Source organism: Rothia nasisuis (assembly GCF_928381405.1).
Lineage (GTDB): Bacteria > Actinomycetota > Actinomycetes > Actinomycetales > Micrococcaceae > Rothia > Rothia nasisuis.
On record NZ_CAKMSB010000007.1, the window covers coordinates 24,929 to 42,153 of the forward strand.

Consider the following 17,225-nt stretch of genomic DNA (forward strand, 5'->3'; position numbering starts at 1 on the left):
ACACCGTGTTCACTCCCGACCAGCTCACCGAACTTCTCGCAGGCCAGCTCATTGTTTCAGCCCAGGCCTACCCCGGCGAACCCATGCGCGACCCCCGCACCACCGGCCAGGTCGCCGCCTCCGCCGTCCTGGGCGGAGCCGCCGCCGTACGTGTGCAAGGCCTGGCAGACATCCAGTTCACCCGCACCGCCGTGGAGGTACCCGTCATCGGGCTTTGGAAGGACGGCCACGACGGCATCTTCATCACCCCTACCCTGCACCACGCCCTCGCCGTTGCCCAGGCAGGAGCCCACATCGTCGCCCTCGACGGTACCCTGCGCAACCGCCCCGACGGGCTCACTCTTGCCCAGGTCATTGAGGGAATTCACGCCTCTAGCAATGCCCTGGTCATGGCCGACTGCGACTCTCTTGAATCAGCTCTTGCAGCTGCCGATGCCGGAGCCGACTTCATCGGAACCACCCTGGCCGGTTACACCGGCACCCGCCCCAGAACCGACGGCCCCGACCTCGAACTTCTCGAAGCTATCGCCGCCCGTAACCTTGGCCGCCCCCTCATTGCAGAAGGACGTGTGCACACCCCCACCCAGGCCCGGGCCGCCCTCGACGCCGGAGCCCACGCCGTCGTCGTTGGTACCGCCATCACCCACCCCATTTCTATTACGGGCTGGTTTAAAGAGGCAATGACTCAATAACAGAAAGGCTTCGCAGGCTCGCACTCGCTGCCGCCCCTCTCGCCCGGTTCGCTTCTGGCTGGCAAGCTCGCCAGCCACCGAGCGTGAGCCCGGGGCACCTCTACCCTTATGAATAAGCCTCAAAGGTTCATAGCGGCCCTGCCCCACCCAGATACTAAAAATAACCAAAGATAAAACTGGGGTGGGAGTTATAAATATACCCCCACCCCAGTTTTATATATTTTCATGCCCCAATATTTTCTGGCTTCTGAAAGAAGGGAATATTGCTTTGGGCAAAACGGTAATATTCTGCATTTTTAAGCTGGGAGGCAGCCGCCTCATCGATAACCACCGTGACATCGGGGTGCATCTGCAAGATGGAACCGGGGCAGGAGGCGGTCACCGGCCCCTCAGCCATACCGGCTATAGCCGCTGCCTTCTTCTCGCCGTCGGCAACCAGCACAATCTTGCGGGCCTCCATGATGGTGCCGATACCCTGGGTCAGGCAGTGGACCGGCACCTTCGAGGTATCGCCGTCAAAGAAACGAGCGTTATCCGCTACCGTCTTAGGGGCCAGTGTCTTAATACGGGTGCGCGAAGCTAAAGATGAGCCGGGCTCATTAAAGCCTATATGCCCATTGGCACCTATACCGAGTATTTGCACGTCAACCCCACCTTCAGCCTTCATATCTGCCTCGTAGGCGGCACATTCGGCGGGGATGTCTTCGGCCATACCGTTGAGCACATGCACCCGCTCAGCACTCAGTCCCACCTTCTGCACCACCTGGTCATTGATAACACTGTGGTAAGACTCGGGGTGGGCAGGGTCAAGGCCCACGTACTCATCGAGAGCAAAGGCACTCACAGCACCCACATTGAGCCCAGCCTGCACACGGGCCGCAAGGTGCTCATAGGTGCTCTCAGGCGATGAGCCGGTAGCCACACCCCACACGGTTGAAAGACCCCGCTGATTGTTTCGCTCGGTCACCATAGCAATAAGCGAAGCAGCATAAGCTCCCGCTTGATCCTTTGAATCACATATAATTATTTCCATAAGAATATAGTACAAAAAATATATGTTTAAATACCCGCCAGCACAACAATATGACGTATTGATAAGGGACCCTATGTCGCACACCATTCTTTTTCATTCCCTCACCCATCTCACCCCACATGCTCACCCCACCATCTGGGTTCTGACGGCGGGCGAGCGTCTGCTGGCTATGGGTGAGGGCGAGAGTTGGAAGGAGCACGTCAGCGGCCCGCAGTTCTCGTCCGCGCAGGTACGCGATGCCAGCGGCTGGGTGCTGGCCCCGGGGCTGACCGACATCCACTGCCACGGTGGGGGCGGTACCGCTTTTGAGGACGCCCCCGATGTAGCTACCGCCCTGCGAGTGCACGGGCAGGCCGGCACCTCTGCCCTGGTGGCCTCTCTGGTATCTAACCCCCTCGGGCAGATGCAGGCCACGATGACCAGCCTGCTCCCCCTGCTGGACCAGCAGGAGCCGGGGCAGGCCACTCTTGTAGGTTTTCACGCTGAGGGGCCCTTTATATCCCCGGCCCATAAGGGGGCTCACGCCCTCGAGACCCTGAAACCCCCCACCCCAGACGCTGTTGAGCTCCTTTGGGAGGCCTCCGAAGGCAGGCTTCTCCAGATTACTCTCGCCCCTGAGACCGACCCTGGTCTTGCCACCCTACAGCGTTGCGTAGAGCTGGGTATCACAGTAGCGGTAGGGCATACGGACGCCACCTACGAGCAGGCCAAGGCTGCCTTTGACGAGGGCGCTTCACTCTTGACTCACGCTTTCAACGCCATGCGCCCCCTGCACCACCGCCAGCCCGGCCCGGTAGCCGCCGCCGCTGATAGCCCACACGTAACCCTCGAGCTCATTTGCGACGGGGTGCACGTACACGGCCCCATGGTACGGGCTGCCTTCGCACTGGCCCCCAGGCGGGTAGCCCTGGTAACTGACGCTATGGCGGCAGCTGGGTGTGCGGACGGCCCCTACCGGCTGGGTTCCCTAGCGGTAGAGGTGCAGAACTCTGTTGCCCGAATCAAGGGCACCGAGACAATTGCCGGGAGCACGCTCACTCTGGCACGGGCCCTTAAGCAGGCTGTTGCATTCGGGGTGCCCCTCGCAGAGGCGGCCCGGGCTGCTACCAGCGTCCCCGCCACTGCCCTTGGCCTAGCAGAACCCGCACACAGCTACGCCCTGCTGGGGCCAGATGGCTCCCTCCAGGGCGTACTACGAGACTAACCCTTTAAGGGCTGAGACCTATTCACAAGGCTCCGCAGGCTCACACTCGATGAAGCCCAGCGGCTTCACGGTGAGCCTGCTTCACCAACCCTTGTGACGAAGCCTAGCTGTACTTGGCTTCTAGATTTTCGCGCACCTTGCGGCGCAGGGTCTTACCCAGCATGGAGCGGGGTAGCTCGTCAACCTCATAGTAATTCTTGGGCACCTTGTAGCGGGTCAGACGTTCGTAGCAGTGCTGTTTGAGCTCGCTGGGGTCGATGGCATGCCCGGCTGCGGGAATAATGGCGGCGGTGACTTTCTCGCCACCGGAGCCATCCGGCAAACCAACCACAGCGCAGTCATCAACAGAGTCGTGCTGCTTGAGCACGTTCTCAACTTCTGTGGGTGAAACGTTGAACCCGCCTGTAATAATGACTTCTTTGATACGGTCGACGATTTCGATGAAGTAGTCTGCGTCGAGGCGCACGATGTCGCCGGTACGGAGCCAGCTGCCCTCAAGCAGGGTTTTGCATGTGTCTTCGCTACGTTTCCAGTAGCCGCGCATGACCTGGGGCCCACGCACCAGGAGCTCGCCCTCGTCCCCGTTGGGTACGTCTTCGAGTGTCTCGGGGTCAACGATGCGGATGTCGGTGGAGGGGAAAGGGACGCCAATGGCTCCCGCACGGCGGGTGGTGTTAAGCGGGTTACAGGAGACCAGCGGCGAGCATTCAGAGAGGCCGTAGCCTTCAACCAGCATGCCGCCGGTAGCTTCTTCCCATTCCGCAACGAGTTCAACGGGGAGGTGCATAGCGCCAGAGACGGCATAGCGGATGCCCCGTAGCGAGACCCCGCGCTGTTTCGCTTCAGCAAGAATGCGGCGGTAGACCGGGGGGACCGCAGGAATCAGGGTAGGGGTGGTTTTCTTCAGGGCTCTGAAAATCAGGTCCATATCGACCGTGGGGAAGAGCACCAGGCGGGCCTTGCAGACAGCTGAAATGGTCTGCCCCAGGGTCATGCCGTAGGCGTGAAAGAGGGGCAGCACGGCATAGATGACTTCGTCATCACCGGGCTTAATCCACTCTTCGCCCATACGGCCGTTGGATTCGAGGTTGCGGTGAGTGAGCATGACGCCCTTGGGAAGGCCAGTGGTGCCCGAGGTGTACTGGAGCAGAGCCAAATCGTGGGCGGTAGGGCGGTGGTGGTTGGCGGCCAGGGGCTCATTTTTCATAAAGGAACGCCAGGGGGTTGTGCCTCGGGCGGTGCCTTCGAGCTTTTCACGGGAAGCCTTGAGACGGCCGATGGGCAGTTTGAGGGCCGCGCGCATCATCAAGGGCATTTCCTCAATCATGTTGACCGCATAAATATCTTTAGGGCGAATATCGGCGGGCAGGGAGGTCACATTATCTGCAATCTTGTCCCACACGATGGCAGCCTTAGCCCGGTGATCTTCGAACATGTGACGCAGTTCAGCTGAAGTGTAGAGCGGGTTGTGCTCCACCACAATGCCCCCCAGGCGCAAAATGGCGTAGAAGGCAACGATGTGCTGGGGGCAGTTGGGGAGCACAATGGCTACACGGTCGCCGTGCTGAATACCCGCCTTGCGGAGGCCCTCGGCAACGCGCAGAATCTGGTCGCCCAGCTCACCGTAGGTGGTGGTGGCGCCAAAAAATTCGAGGGCAACCTTATGCGGGGCTGTACGCACGGCTTCTGCCATGAGGTGAGACAGCGATGTCTCTGGAAGGTCAAGATCGACCGCGCTCTCAGGCCTGTAGTTCTTGGTCCAGGGGCGGTGGGCCAGCGGGAAGTCCGCGGAAATCTGTGAATTTTCAGCTGAAGACATACACATGATTGTGCCACAGCGGGCTCGTTGCTGACATACTGATAGGTATGGCTCGACGTAGAAATAACGATATTACTCCCGAGGAATTCCGCGCCCTCATGCGCGAAATCAATAAGCGCCTGATTATTGCTGGCCTGATTGTGATTGGGTTTGGTTTAGGCGTCATCGGTCTCATGCAGCTTCTTTACGGGGGTATGTAGCTATGACCAGCTGGGAGCAGCTACGCGCTGGCAAGAGCGTGTTTGATCAGATGACGGCAGGCTACGCTTACAGGCCAGATGCCGAGTGCGCTGATACCCACTACCGGGTGGTCGCTCTCGTTGAGGAATACACGCGTCTGTATCGGGCCCGTGACCCGCGCTTTTCCCAGGTGCTGGCGCGCATGGTGGGCTCCCTGGGTGAGGGCTCTGTGATTCGCCCGTCGGTTGATTTCGATTACGGGGTCAATACCCACATTGGGGCAGGCTGCTTCTTCAATTTTGGGTGCGTTTTTTTGGACGTTGCCCCCATCCGCTTTGGCGACGGGGTATTGGTTGGCCCTCACGTCCAGTTCCTCACGCCCACGCACCCGTTGAACCCGGTGGACCGCGCTGACCTGTGGGAAGGCGGTCTCCCTATTACTGTGGGCGATAACGTGTGGATTGGCGGCGGCGCTATTCTCTGCCCCGGCGTGACGGTGGGCGAGAACGCCGTGATTGGAGCCGGTGCTGTAGTCACTGGGAGCATCCCCGCCAACGCGGTTGCGGTGGGCAACCCGGCTCGCGTCATCAAGTACGTCAGCGCGGACGAGCGCCCCACTGATTCCGCCCACCAGTACAGTGCCCAGGCTCTGGGGCTGGGGTAGGGCGCGGGTCTGGGTTAGGCTTGTAGTTCTATGAAGCTTGAGTTGAGGGGAATCGATGACCGACTCTAACCCTGGCCGTAACGGTCAGAACCGTTCAGACCACCAGGATTTTGAGGACTGGGACGCCGTCTTTGAAGACTCCGATCCCACTCGTGTACTCAATCCGCGCGCAGAGCAGTGGTCAGCTGCCGATCCGGCTACCCAGCAATCACGGGTGGCTACACACAGCGGCGCTGACCTTTCGGCCACGCGCTACGGGCAGGCTCCGTCCGGGTTCCCCGGTTCAGCAGGGCCAACAACCCCGGCTGCTCCCCTGCCAGCAGTTCCTCCTGCCCCGCAGGCAGCGCCCGCACAGATAAACCCGGCAGCATTGTTCCCTGACCCCCCTCTCAACGTGCGCGCAAGCCAGGCACGGGTACAGTTCCTGCCGGCTTTGAGCGGTGCGCTGGTGGCAGCCGCTGTGATTGCCGGGACGCTGGCAACCACCCGCTTCATCTTGACCTCGATGGGAGCGGCCGTCTACCCGGGCCCCACCGAAGCTGTACTAGCTGTAACGGCTACATCAACCCAGCTGGCAGCCCTGCCCTGGACTATCACCACCGCCCTGGCTCTTCTGCTGGGCTATGCTCTGGCAGGCTACACCGCCACACGCATGACCGCTCTGGCACCCGGCAAACAGGCTTTAGGAGTGGTTGCGGTGAGTGCCTTTGGCGCACTTCTGGCAACCCTGCTTACCTGGGCCACCTCATCGGCGGACGTTCCGCTCAGACCCGGTTTCGCCCTGCAGCCCCTGGTCGGCCCCGACCCGGTTTTCGGCACCCTCACCACCTTAGCTACGGGCGTCCTCGCCCTGCTCGGCGCCCTCCTAGGTGCCAGTGCAGGCACCCGTTACCACAAACGTCTGGGGCCCATTTCATACGCTGGTGCCGGACGCTGACCGCCGGGCGCTCTAGTGCGGGCCCGGTAAAACTCCGTTGCAGCCCACGAACCGCCCTCTTTGCCTGTAAAATATTTTCATAAGAAAAAATGTAATCTGCTCCGCACGCAAACATCAGGTGGAGCAACCAGCTCAGTAGCCACCCACAGCGGTGGCACCGGCACACGAGGTAAGTTAAAGATTATGACCGTAGTACGTGTAGGAATCGTTGATGACCACGAAGTTGTACGCGAAGGCATGCGCGCAGTCGCAGCCGGAGCCAGCGAAATCGAACTGGTCGCAGCGGCACCCACCGCAGCAGATTTGCTTGTGGCGCTCGGCCGTAGCCTGACAGACCCGTCATCTGCTGACCTAGGCAAGCTCAAGCGTGATTGCGACGTTGTACTCCTTGACCTCTCACTGCAAGACAAGTCTCGCCCTTCAGAAAACGTCGATATTCTGCAGCGGGCAGGCATTAAGGTGCTGATTTTCAGCGTCGGCGAGAACCCGGCGCTGATTCGTGAAGCCCTGAGGGCAGGCGCTCTGGGCCTGGTGCGCAAGTCAGAGCCCCTCGAACATGCCCTGGCTGAAGCTAAGAACATCGCAGAAGGTAAAGCTGTGGTCACTAAAGAACTAGCCGCAGCAATTGACGGTGACCACGAGTTCTCGCGCGCCAACCTCTCACCCCGTGAGCAGGAGACCTTGCGCCTCTACGCCTCTGGCTTCGCCCAGGTACAGGTGGCGCGCCGTATGGGCATCAAGCAGTCAGCGGTGAAAACCAATATTGACCGTATCCGTGAAAAGTATGCCCGTGTTGGGCGCCCGGCTCCCACCAAAATTGATTTACGCATCCGCGCTATCGAAGACGGCCTGGTTGACTCTATGGAAGATACCTCCACCGCAGACCGCAACATCTAGTACTTCCCCCACCGCCCCAAAGGATTCACACTCTGTCTACCACCTTCGGCGGCGCCTCACGAGACCTTGCCAATGCGCTCCAACCCTCCCGCGCCGACCGCATCCGCTCCTTCTCTTTCAAGTCGCTTGCCCTCACTACTGGGCAGCAGCGGCTCATGGGCCCCAGCTCATTTGGGCTCTACTGCAACCTTGAGATTATCTACGCTCTCCTTGCAGTAGGCCTGCTCTTTCAGGCGTTAGCCAACATTTCAGAGACTCCTGGCGGTGATTCCGGCTGGTACCTGACCCTCGTTCCCCTGCTGGTGGCCCATGCCGCCCTACTGATGTTTAACGGGGTGCGCAAAGAGGTCTCATCCAAGGTGGTCAGCTTTATGCTGGTCATTGCCTACGGCTCCTACATCCTCTGGCCCTTCAGCGCAGGTGCCCAGCACTCTGCCATACCTTGGTCCTGGCTCTTTGGCATCTACGCTATGCTCGTGCCGGTTTTTGAAGAGTCCCCACGCGATAGCATTCTGCACTTTTTTATTTTTCCGGCCTTACTGACTGCCAGCTCTGTGTCTGCCCACTTAATCACCGGTGTGGATCTTAACCCCACGGAGCTCCTTTTTCGCGTAGCCTATCTGGCCTTCTGTTGCGCCCTGCTGGCGGGTCTTGCCCGCTTCGCCCTCAACGCTGTACGTGAGTCAGATAAAACCTACTATGAGACCCTCTCAGCCCAGCTCTTACTCAGCCGTTCCCAGGACTATGCAAAGGAGCTCCAGGAGTTCGACAAACTTGTCCATGACAATGTCATGGCTGCTCTGCTCGATGCCAGTCGCAACCCAGGAGAGCTCCCCCAACGCACCCGTTTACTGGCCCGCCGCGCAATCAGCGTCCTCGAAGAAGAGGGACTCAAGATCCAGCCCCAGCGCCCCATCACCTTTCAGGCACTCACAGAGCAGGTTGCCGAGGGCATAGAGCCCTGGAATCAGCGCCTCCGCTTTGTCTCTGATTCCATCGATAAGTACCCGCAGGCCAGCCCTGACTCCACCCTCCCCTACACTGCGGCGAGGGCCTTCACCCACGCCGTCACAGAGGCCGTTTCTAACTCGGCCCGTCACTCGGGCACCCGCACCACACAAATCTCGATTCGCACCGAGATGCGTAGGCCCTTTAGGTCTACTCGCTCCGACGAGGTGCGCCCCTATATTTTCTGTACCATCTCAGACCGCGGCCAGGGCTTCTCTGTCAGCGACATCGACCGCCGGCGCTTGGGTGTGCGCGTCTCTATGATTCGCTCCATGAAGGAGGCCGGGGGCATGGTAACCATCACTTCGATGCCAGAGAGGGGAACCACGGTCGTGGTTCAGTGGCCCCACGAGGAACCTAATGCTGGTTAAGTACTACCGTTCCCGGCTGCTCACCCTGATTCTGACCACCGTCACCCTACTGATTACGGGGTCTTTCATTTTCTGGTACAGCCACTACACCACCCCCCGTGCACCGCACTGGGCGATTGTGCTCACCTTTTACGCGCTGGCGGCCCTGCCGGTCTACCTGCCCACTAAACGTCTGGCTCTGCCTGACGTCATGATGCCGATTATCCTGGTATTGGCCCTCAACTCGGTAGAGACCACCCTGAGCGCTATCAGTCATTCCGTTGTTTTCTCGAACCTGTCTTGGCCGCTCATGGCCTACACCTTGCTCGCGGCCGGTCTGATGTTGCGCCGCCATACCGTTTTTGCCTGGCTCTTTTTTGCCGGTTTTACCGTGTTGGTGCTGAGCTGGCACACTAACTACTTCGACACCCGTTTGGTGCTATCAACAGAGTTCGCGGTACCCTTCCTTGTCATGATTGTGAGCATGGTGGTGCCGAAACAGATCGAGCAGGCTGTGGCGAAAACCCGGCAGGCGCGCGGTATGCGTATTATCGCGGACGCTGGTAGCGCTGAAGAGACAGGTATGGGGGCTATTGCCACTCAGCGTGTACAAGAGGTACGCACCCTCACCGAGGACATGCTCTACCGCATCGCTTACAACGAGTCACCGGTGACCCGTAGCGAGATGGACGAGTTCCGCTTCACTGAGGCCCAGCTACGCGATACGATCCGTGGCCGCTACATAGTGAACAGAGAGATACTGGATGCGGCCTGGCGGGCCCGCCAGCGCGGTGTTAAGGTCGATATTTTGGACGAGCGCGGCTCAGCCTTACCTGCCCGTGTAGCGGTTACACTCACCCAATGCGCCGTGGATTTGTTCGATAAGGCTTCGGGCGGCACCATCACTGTGCGAGCCTTCCCCGCTGACGATCTGACCGCTGTGATGCTGGTTCATGACGGTAATTCTGAGGACGCGGAACCCAGTGCCATTGAGATCTCACAGACCGGTGCTGTGGAGCGGATATAGCCCTTCTAGCAGGGGTAGTTCGTTTTTCCTAGCCTGTGTTTGTAGGCGGTTTAAGGGGAAGACCTCGGGGCACCTGCGAGGACGTTAACCCAAGCGTGGCCCCATATGAGGACATACAAAGCGAGGGAATCTAACTACTATTTTAAATAGCTTGAGAGCTTCTTGAAGGCTGAGTCGGGGGACTTGGCTTTCTGGTGACGTTGGGGGACTGACCCAGAAGAACAAAAGAAGTCTTTCAAGTGCATAAGGTAACCTACGGAACTTGAACCCGCTTGGCCCATAGCCTAGTGATTCGGATTTCTTGGGGGAGACAATTCGGAAATTTTGCTCCAGGTTCCGCACCTTGGCGTTGTGAGGCTCCCACCTTAACGGGTGGGGGCCTCACTTTCGTTCGCACTGACACCACGGGTTCTGATTCATCGTTTTTTGAGCCCAGGTCAACCAGTAAGGTTACACGCTGAGGCCCGGCCACTCTGTGAGTGGCCGGGCCTCAGTCTCGTATGGCCTCAGTGTTGCCAGGGCGGACTAGAGCCATGGGTCAGGGATTGTGAGGCTTAGGTTATAGGCAGAAAAGTGTGTCCCACCCCGGGCGCGTCACCACCCACGATTTCTGATTCGCTACGCGAAAATCATTGTTCATCACCTTGCCAAGGTGGATGTCGCGAGTTCACATCTCGTCAACCGCTCCACGTAAGCCCCGGCTCAATTGAACCGGGGCATTTGTGTTCTGTCATTGCGTATGTGTCAGCCGTGAGCGGATGAGGGGTGTGGGAGTAAGCCAAACGGGGCATTCCTATGACTGCTTTCTCGGTGAGCGTGCGTCAAATCGCCGAGCGTGCGGCAGGTGGGTGCACGCTCGGCGATTTGACGCACGCTCGCTTATTTTAAGGGGCCGGTTACTTACGCTTCGAGTATTGCCGATTGGGGCTTTTACTGAAGCTTATTCATAAGGGGTTCCCCAGGCTCACAGCGAAGCCGCTGGGCTCCATCGAGCGCGAGCCTGGGAAGCCGAGGTGAAGGCACTTTTGAATAAGCCTCACTGTCTGCCAGACCGAACTACATATCCAGGAGCAGGGCTGGCTCCTCAAGAATAGAAGCCACGTCTGCCAGGAACTTAGCCGAGAGGTCCCCGTCCAGCACACGGTGGTCAAAGGAGCCGCCCAGGGTTGTGACCCAGCGGGGAATAACCTCACCGTCAACCACCCAGGGCTTCTGCTTGATGGTGCCAAACGCAATAATGGCCGCTTCGCCAGGGTTGATGATGGGCGTACCCGTGTCAATCCCCAGGGACCCGATGTTGGTGATAGTCAGAGTTCCCTGCTGCATCTCAGTCGGCTGGGTTTTACCCTCGCGGGCACGGGCGCTCAGCTCGTTGAGGGCAACAGCCAGCTCACGCAGATTCATGGTCTGGGCCTCCTTGATGTTAGGAACCATGAGCCCCCGTGGGGTAGCTGCGGCGATACCCAGATTCATAAAGTGCTTAAGCTGAATCTCCGAGTCGGTCCAGGTAGCGTTGACCTGCGGTGTGCGAGCAGTGGCCCAGATAACGGCCTTAGCCAGAATCAGAAGCGGAGTCACCTTAATGCCCTCGAACTGAGGTGACTTCTTAAGCCGCTTGACGAACTCCATGGTGCGAGTGGCGTCCACGTCTACAAAGATAGAAACGTGCGGGGCTTTAAAAGCCGATTCGACCATAGCCTTAGCGGTCGCCTTACGCACACCCTTGACCTTGATACGTTCAATGCGGTCGCCACCGGCCCCGGCTGGAATCCAAAAACTGGTGGGGTCAGCGGTATCAGTAACTTCAGCCCGTTCACTGAGGGAGAGGTGTGCTGCATACTTGAGCAGGTCGCGTTTGGTAACCTGCCCCTGATCACCGGTAGGTGTCACCTGCGCCAAATCAATACCCATCTCTTGGGCGGCCTTACGCACCGGAGGCTTAGCTAGGGCCTGGCGGCGAGGCACCTCACCGCTAGCGCCAGCTGCGGCAGGTAGATCCTGGGAGCCCAGGCGGCGCAGAGCGCTAGCCCCGCCCCCCAGAAGTTTGCCTGCCCGGGCTGGCAACAAACCCGTGATGAGGGCCTTGCGGGGGTCGACCGCCGCTGTGCCCTGTGCCGGGGCAGGGCTGGCAGACCCGTCAGGGCTAGCGGCTGCATGGTTAGCCGGTAGAGGTGGAGTACCGGGCGCGGACGCCCCGCCCTGGCTCCGCTTGCGGGGCCTGCGCTTCACGGGGTCAGCCTTAGGGCCCGAACCGACGAGCGCCGTACTCCCCTCACGGGTATGCTGGCCAGCACCCGAGCTGCCCTTCTGCCCGTCAGCGGCGGCCGGGGCCTCCTGCTCTGCGCTCTCACCAGCGGTTGCGATAGCGATGATAGGTGTGCCCACCTCAACGGTCTCCCCCTCGCCCACCAGAAGCTTTTCAACCGTGCCCTCAAAGGGCGAAGGTAGCTCAACCACTGACTTGGCGGTCTCTATTTCAACGAGCACATCATTGACCTCAACCGTGGCCCCTTCGGCCACCTTCCAGCTGAGAATTTCGGCCTCAGTGAGGCCTTCGCCCACGTCGGGCAGGTTAAAAATCTGTGACATCTTGCTGCCTTTCACGGGTTTTAGTAAGCCAAGGAACGGTCGATAGCTTCTAGCAGGCGGTCAATACCGGGCACATAGTCCTCTTCCACGCCAGAGACCGGGTAGGGCATGTGATAGCCGCCCACGCGCACCACGGGGGCCTCAAGGTGGTAGAAGCACCGTTCGGTGATGGCCGCCGCAACATCTGATCCTATGCCGCCGAAGGTGGGCGCCTCATGAGCAACCACCAGGCGGCCGGTTTTCTGAATTGACGCTTCAACGGTCGGCAGGTCAAGGGGCGAAAGAGAGCGCAGGTCAATGACCTCAACAGAATTGCCGTCTTCTTCAGCTGCTTGGGCGGCGGCCAGGGCCACAGGGACGAGGGGGCCATAGGTAGCGATGGTCAAATCATCGCCCTCGCGTACCAGCTGGGCTGTGAAGGGGTCGAAGTCAGTCTCGTCAAAGTTGACCTCGCCCTTCATCCAGTAGCGGCGCTTAGGCTCAAAGTAGATGACGGGGTCAGGGTGGGCAATGGCCGCCCGTAGCATCCAGTAGGCGTCGTGCGGGTTGGAGGGGCTGACCACGCGCAGGCCGGGGGTATGAGTGAAAAGGGCCTCGGGTGATTCGGAGTGGTGTTCGACCGACCCGATCATGCCGCCGTAGGGAATGCGCACCGTCACCGGCACCCGGTACTGGCCCTGGGTTCGGCTGTGCATCTTGGCTAGCTGGCTGGTGATCTGGTTAAAGCCGGGGAACACAAAACCGTCGAACTGGATTTCGGGCACGGGCCGGTAGCCGCGCAGAGCCAGGCCAATAGAGGTGCCGATGATACCGGCCTCACCCAGCGGAGTATCCATGACGCGGGTGGGGCCAAAAGTCTTCTGCAGGCCCTCGGTAACGCGGTAGACACCGCCGAGCTTACCGATGTCTTCGCCCAGGGCCAGTACTGTGCGGTCGCTAGCCATCTCATCGTGCAGGGCGCGGGTAATCGCCTTGGCCAGAGTCAGAGTTTCGGTAGTCATGGGTTAGTTACTCCTCCTCAAAGCCGTCAGTGTAGGTGCGGTAGAAGGCACGGTCATCTTCTACCTGCTGGTGGGGGGCCGCGTAGGCGCGGTCAAGGTAGGTTTCAAAATCTTCGGGTTCACCGGCAAGGACGGCGTCGCGCACCGTTTGCGCGGTGGCTTTGGCCTCTGCGGTAACAGACTCGAAGAAGGCCTCATTTGCTACACCGGAGTCACGCAGATAGGCTTCGAGGCGAATCATGGGATCCAGCGGATGATAGATATCGCTGTGGTCTTGAGGCCGGTACTTGGTGGGGTCATCGGCGGTAGTGTGCGGGCCTAGGCGGTAGGTTTCGGCCTCAATCAGCACGGGCCCCTCCCCCGCCCGGATTCTGGTCATGGCATAGCGGGTAGCGGCGTAGACAGCGAGCACGTCGTTGCCATCCACGCGTAGCCCCTCAAAACCGTATCCGGCAGCGCGAGTTGCCACTGGCACACGGGACTGCACGCTGAAGGGAACCGAAATAGCCCAGTGGTTGTTCTGCACGAAGAAGAGCACGGGTGCGTTGTAGCTGGCCGCAAACACCATGGACTCGTGCACGTCGCCCTCGGTGGTGGAACCGTCACCGAAGTAGGTAACCACGGCTGGCCTATCGGCGTCCTTTGTCGGCTCGGTTGCCTGCCCGGTTTCAGCCTCAATCTCAGCATCGAGATTCAGACCCATGGCGTAGCCTGTTGCGTGGATTACTTGGGCCGCTAAGACCAGAGTATAGGAATGCACGTTGTGCTTCTTGGCATCCCACCCTAGAGTGCCCGAGCCACGAAAAAGCGGGGTTATTTCCGCCGCCTGCACCCCACGCTGTAATAGCACGCCGTGATCACGGTAGGAGGGGAAGATGTAGTCATTCGGTGCCAGAGCGCGAGCGGACGCTACCTGCGCAGCCTCCTGCCCCCTTGAAGGAACCCAGAGCGCCAGTTGGCCCTGGCGTTGCAGGGCCGTCATTTCATCGTCGAAACGGCGCGTTACAGCCATGGTGCGGTACATGTCTTTGAGGTCTTCGCCGGTGAGCTCGTTGGCGAAGGTGGAGAAATCGGCGTGCGGGGTCAGTTCCCCCTTTTCGTTCATGAGCTGAATACGCTCCGGCACGCCCCGGTTGCTATCGGGGCTGTGTGTTTGCGACATGTGAATCTCCGGTCTAGCTGTTTCTGTACCTCTGCTTAACCCTACGCCTGTGCAGTGGGCAGGCAGGGGCATTTTTAGAATTTTGTGGGATAAATTGCAAATACACCGGGGTCTCTCCCCCAAAGGCCCCCACTCCAACTCCTCGGGCACAGGTTCGATGCGAGCCCGGGTTGTTCGCCCGAAGACTCGTCACTGAGCCTCCGGGCTGGCGCATAGGGCAGGTAGCGGGTAGGCAAGTAACGGGCAGACAGGAGCAGGGGCCTCTACATCCGTTACGTGCGTCTGCCTAGGGTTGCTGCGTCCTGTACTCAAACCTCTCGGCGAGCGCCAAGAAACGGGTGTTGGCTTCGTCTTCGCCGATACTCACGCGCACGCCCTCACCGGGGAAGGCGCGCACAGAGAGTGCGTTGGCTTCGGCCAGCTGCGCCAGGGCGGTGGAATGTTCCCCCAGGGGCAGCCAGACAAAGTTAGCACGGGTCTCGGGCACCCAGTAGCCCAGGTCGGTCAGGCCCGCGACCACGCGCTCGCGCTCTGAGACCAGGTGGCGGACGCGATTCATAACCTCATCGCTGTGCTGGATAGAGGCGATAGCCGCCTGCTCTGCCAGGGCGCTGACGGCGAAGGGGGTAGCGCCGACACGCAGGTGGGCGGTGACGCCCGGGTGCGTGACCGAATAGCCCACGCGTAGACCGGCCAGCCCCTGTGCCTTGGAGAAGGTACGCAGAAGAGCCACGTTGGGATAGTCGGGGTAAATGTGCAGGCCGTTGACGGGCGGTTCGACCCCGTCAACTGCGGTGGAGGCCGCGCAGAACTCAAAGTAGGCCTCGTCAATGATGACTAGGACGTCCTGCGGTACTTTGGCGAGGAAGTCCCGCACCTGCCTTTCGGTGACGGCGGGCCCGGTTGGGTTGTTGGGGGTGCAGATGAGGATTATGCGGGTGCGGTCGGTGACGGCGGCGGCCATGGCCTCTAGGTCGTGGGAGCCGTCGGGGCGGTTGGGAATCTGCACGCTTTTAGCGCCTGCCAGGCCGACGCAGATGGGGTAGGCCTCGAAGGAGCGCCAGGCGTAGATAACCTCGTCTTGCACGCCGTCCGCGTGAGTGCCCGCGAAGGTGGCAAGGAGCTGGGTGAGTGCACCCAGGCTACCGGCACCGGTGACGATGTCTGCCGGGTCAACCCCCAGGTGTTCACCCAGGGCTTCGCGCAGAGCGGTGGAGAGCGGGTCGGGGTAGCGGTGTACGGTGTTGAACTCGTCCAGAATTCGGGCAACAGCGGGCACCGGCCCGCAGGGGTTCTCGTTGGAGGAGAGCTTATATTGGGTCAGCCCCGGGATTGGTGTCGGGGGTTTACCGGCGGCGTAGGCGGGGAGCTGACTGAACACCGGGCGGGGGTGGAGCCCGGAGCGCTGTGATGAAGTGGTCATGCGGTCTATTCTAGTGGCACAGGGCACACGGTCTAGGGCGGTGAGTACCGTCCTTTTGGCCGAGGGCGCAGAGCCCTTGGGTACTGCCGCCCAGCCACTGGTCTCAACCACTGGTCGTAGCCCTAGCGTTTCTGGTAGAGTTTTCTTTCGTTCGGCTCCCTCACGGGGTTCGAGCAGGCCTCCATAGCTCAGGGGTAGAGCATTTCCCTCGTAAAGAAAAGGTCGTCGGTTCAAATCCGACTGGGGGCTCCATTGAAACCGTGTGCACACGGTGTACCCAAGCCGAGGTGCTCAAGGCACCCCTAGCAGGCAGGCACCTTCTACCTCACCGTCCTAGCCGGTTCTGCCCCAGACAACTAGCTACGCCACAGCCCGTAGGTCTTGGCCAGGGACGAAACCTTACGGGCGCGGGCCAGACGGGGCAGGTAGGAGCCATCCTGGGGAACATCGTCACCCTCTGACTTCTGCAACAGCTCCCGAGCCCACTTAATTTCATCAGCAGAGGGAGCCAGGCCCACGTTAATGGTTTCAGCCTGGGCAGGGTCGAGAGTGAGCTTGCCGGTCATACCGTGGCTGGTAGTGATAGCGCAGTCCTGGAGCAAATCTCCACCGTATTTACCCACCGACGGGCCGTCAATAGGTCCAGCTAGGCCGCCCACCCGCGAGGCCAGCACCAGCTGGGAGCGGGCGAAAGCCAGGGCAATACGGTCATCAGAAACACCGGTGTCACGGCGGTAATCGCCCACACCGAAGGCCAGGCGGAAGGTACCGGGAGCCTTAGCGATACGCACCACGTTGACCATGCCGAGCGCCGTCTCAATGAGGGCGATGACAGGGGTACCTGCCGGGAGCATCATGGCGGTGCGAGTCACGTGATCGGGGTGCTCAGTCATAGCCAGCATGACCCCCTTAAGACCGCCAGCCTGGTTGAGCGCCTCAAGGTCTTTAGCCCAGTGCTCGGTCTCGATACCGTTGATACGAACCCAGGCTGAGGCGCCGCCGTTGAGCATCTCAACAATGCGCTCGCGGGCTGCGTCCTTCTGTTCTTCGGGGGTGCCGTCCTCAATATCGATAATGATCGAATCTGCCTCTGATTCGAGGGCTGCGGCGATAGTTTCTTCGCTAGAAGCCGCCGAGACCAGCAGCCAGGACCGAGAGAGACGGGCGGGCAGTGAGGCAGCGCGTTCATTGCGGTGAAAGTTGATCACGGGGCATCCTTATTCAGGTGTGTTGGGCCTC

Annotated in this window: 15 protein-coding genes and 1 tRNA gene; 9 read left to right on the forward strand and 7 right to left on the reverse strand. The window is 60.2% G+C overall.

Annotation, left to right across the window (positions count from 1 at the left end; genetic code table 11):
- Positions 1-5 precede the first annotated feature (5 nt).
- Complete coding sequence (locus tag L6966_RS07130) at positions 6-692, forward strand: N-acetylmannosamine-6-phosphate 2-epimerase (RefSeq protein WP_083092092.1); 687 nt, start codon at positions 6-8, stop codon at positions 690-692.
- Positions 693-915: 223 nt separating this feature from the next.
- Here L6966_RS07130 and nagB read toward each other — a convergent pair whose 3' ends face one another.
- The gene (gene nagB, locus L6966_RS07135) at positions 916-1,725 is read right to left on the reverse strand and encodes a glucosamine-6-phosphate deaminase (protein WP_237224323.1); all 810 of its coding nucleotides are present in this window, start codon (positions 1,723-1,725) and stop codon (positions 916-918) included.
- Positions 1,726-1,798: 73 nt separating this feature from the next.
- Between nagB and L6966_RS07140 the strand changes: the two genes are divergently transcribed.
- Positions 1,799-2,929 carry an N-acetylglucosamine-6-phosphate deacetylase gene (locus L6966_RS07140; protein WP_237224322.1) on the forward strand — a complete coding sequence of 377 codons (1,131 nt, stop codon included), beginning with the start codon at positions 1,799-1,801 and terminating at the stop codon, positions 2,927-2,929.
- A gap of 103 nt (positions 2,930-3,032) precedes the next feature.
- Here L6966_RS07140 and L6966_RS07145 read toward each other — a convergent pair whose 3' ends face one another.
- Positions 3,033-4,748, reverse strand: coding sequence for a long-chain-fatty-acid--CoA ligase (locus L6966_RS07145; RefSeq protein ID WP_237233130.1), 1,716 nt, complete (start codon positions 4,746-4,748; stop codon positions 3,033-3,035).
- Positions 4,749-4,795: 47 nt separating this feature from the next.
- Between L6966_RS07145 and L6966_RS07150 the strand changes: the two genes are divergently transcribed.
- The 6 genes from L6966_RS07150 (at position 4,796) to L6966_RS07175 (ending at position 9,811) form a co-directional block, all read left to right on the forward strand.
- Positions 4,796-4,948 (forward strand): hypothetical protein, encoded by a 153-nt coding sequence (locus tag L6966_RS07150; RefSeq protein WP_180377866.1) that lies wholly within the window; start codon positions 4,796-4,798, stop codon positions 4,946-4,948.
- A gap of 2 nt (positions 4,949-4,950) precedes the next feature.
- The gene (locus tag L6966_RS07155; RefSeq protein WP_083092096.1) at positions 4,951-5,592 is read left to right on the forward strand and encodes a sugar O-acetyltransferase; all 642 of its coding nucleotides are present in this window, start codon (positions 4,951-4,953) and stop codon (positions 5,590-5,592) included.
- A 55-nt stretch (positions 5,593-5,647) separates the two neighbouring features.
- Complete coding sequence (locus tag L6966_RS07160; RefSeq protein ID WP_237233131.1) at positions 5,648-6,529, forward strand: hypothetical protein; 882 nt, start codon at positions 5,648-5,650, stop codon at positions 6,527-6,529.
- A gap of 183 nt (positions 6,530-6,712) precedes the next feature.
- A complete protein-coding gene (locus L6966_RS07165) occupies positions 6,713-7,426 on the forward strand; it encodes a response regulator transcription factor (protein WP_083092098.1) in 714 nt (237 codons plus the stop codon).
- A 155-nt stretch (positions 7,427-7,581) separates the two neighbouring features.
- Positions 7,582-8,805, forward strand: coding sequence for a sensor histidine kinase (locus tag L6966_RS07170; protein ID WP_083092099.1), 1,224 nt, complete (start codon positions 7,582-7,584; stop codon positions 8,803-8,805).
- Positions 8,795-9,811, forward strand: a complete 1,017-nt coding sequence (locus L6966_RS07175; RefSeq protein WP_237233132.1) for a hypothetical protein — start codon at positions 8,795-8,797, stop codon at positions 9,809-9,811. The genes L6966_RS07170 and L6966_RS07175 overlap by 11 nt, the downstream gene beginning before the upstream one ends.
- A 1,056-nt stretch (positions 9,812-10,867) precedes the next feature.
- Here the strand turns inward: L6966_RS07175 and L6966_RS07180 are convergent.
- From L6966_RS07180 to L6966_RS07195, 4 genes are all read right to left on the reverse strand, one after another.
- Positions 10,868-12,400: a dihydrolipoamide acetyltransferase family protein gene (locus L6966_RS07180; protein WP_237233133.1), complete on the reverse strand. Its 1,533-nt coding sequence runs from the start codon at positions 12,398-12,400 to the stop codon at positions 10,868-10,870.
- A gap of 20 nt (positions 12,401-12,420) precedes the next feature.
- A complete protein-coding gene (locus tag L6966_RS07185; protein ID WP_237224317.1) occupies positions 12,421-13,401 on the reverse strand; it encodes an alpha-ketoacid dehydrogenase subunit beta in 981 nt (326 codons plus the stop codon).
- Between the two features lie 7 nt (positions 13,402-13,408).
- Positions 13,409-14,563, reverse strand: coding sequence for a thiamine pyrophosphate-dependent enzyme (locus L6966_RS07190; protein WP_237224316.1), 1,155 nt, complete (start codon positions 14,561-14,563; stop codon positions 13,409-13,411).
- Positions 14,564-14,849: 286 nt separating this feature from the next.
- A complete protein-coding gene (locus L6966_RS07195; protein ID WP_237224315.1) occupies positions 14,850-15,986 on the reverse strand; it encodes a histidinol-phosphate transaminase in 1,137 nt (378 codons plus the stop codon).
- Positions 15,987-16,163: 177 nt separating this feature from the next.
- Here L6966_RS07195 and L6966_RS07200 point away from each other — a divergent pair.
- Positions 16,164-16,238: transfer RNA gene (locus L6966_RS07200), tRNA-Thr, on the forward strand.
- Between the two features lie 104 nt (positions 16,239-16,342).
- Here L6966_RS07200 and L6966_RS07205 read toward each other — a convergent pair.
- The gene (locus L6966_RS07205; protein ID WP_237224314.1) at positions 16,343-17,194 is read right to left on the reverse strand and encodes an HpcH/HpaI aldolase/citrate lyase family protein; all 852 of its coding nucleotides are present in this window, start codon (positions 17,192-17,194) and stop codon (positions 16,343-16,345) included.
- Between the last annotated feature and the right edge of the window lie 31 nt (positions 17,195-17,225).

Excerpts from the sequence above, each read along its gene's own strand:
- L6966_RS07185 (WP_237224317.1), bottom strand. The coding sequence starts at position 13,401 with ATGACTACCGAAACTCTGACTCTGGCCAAGGCGATTACCCGCGCCCTG.
- L6966_RS07145 (WP_237233130.1), bottom strand. The coding sequence starts at position 4,748 with ATGTCTTCAGCTGAAAATTCACAGATTTCCGCGGACTTCCCGCTGGCC.
- L6966_RS07165 (WP_083092098.1), top strand. The coding sequence starts at position 6,713 with ATGACCGTAGTACGTGTAGGAATCGTTGATGACCACGAAGTTGTACGC.
- L6966_RS07175 (WP_237233132.1), top strand. The coding sequence starts at position 8,795 with ATGCTGGTTAAGTACTACCGTTCCCGGCTGCTCACCCTGATTCTGACC.
- nagB (WP_237224323.1), bottom strand. The coding sequence starts at position 1,725 with ATGGAAATAATTATATGTGATTCAAAGGATCAAGCGGGAGCTTATGCT.
- L6966_RS07190 (WP_237224316.1), bottom strand. The coding sequence starts at position 14,563 with ATGTCGCAAACACACAGCCCCGATAGCAACCGGGGCGTGCCGGAGCGT.
- L6966_RS07195 (WP_237224315.1), bottom strand. The coding sequence starts at position 15,986 with ATGACCACTTCATCACAGCGCTCCGGGCTCCACCCCCGCCCGGTGTTC.
- L6966_RS07180 (WP_237233133.1), bottom strand. The coding sequence starts at position 12,400 with ATGTCACAGATTTTTAACCTGCCCGACGTGGGCGAAGGCCTCACTGAG.
- L6966_RS07155 (WP_083092096.1), top strand. The coding sequence starts at position 4,951 with ATGACCAGCTGGGAGCAGCTACGCGCTGGCAAGAGCGTGTTTGATCAG.
- L6966_RS07160 (WP_237233131.1), top strand. The coding sequence starts at position 5,648 with ATGACCGACTCTAACCCTGGCCGTAACGGTCAGAACCGTTCAGACCAC.
- L6966_RS07170 (WP_083092099.1), top strand. The coding sequence starts at position 7,582 with ATGGGCCCCAGCTCATTTGGGCTCTACTGCAACCTTGAGATTATCTAC.
- L6966_RS07140 (WP_237224322.1), top strand. The coding sequence starts at position 1,799 with ATGTCGCACACCATTCTTTTTCATTCCCTCACCCATCTCACCCCACAT.
- L6966_RS07150 (WP_180377866.1), top strand. The coding sequence starts at position 4,796 with ATGGCTCGACGTAGAAATAACGATATTACTCCCGAGGAATTCCGCGCC.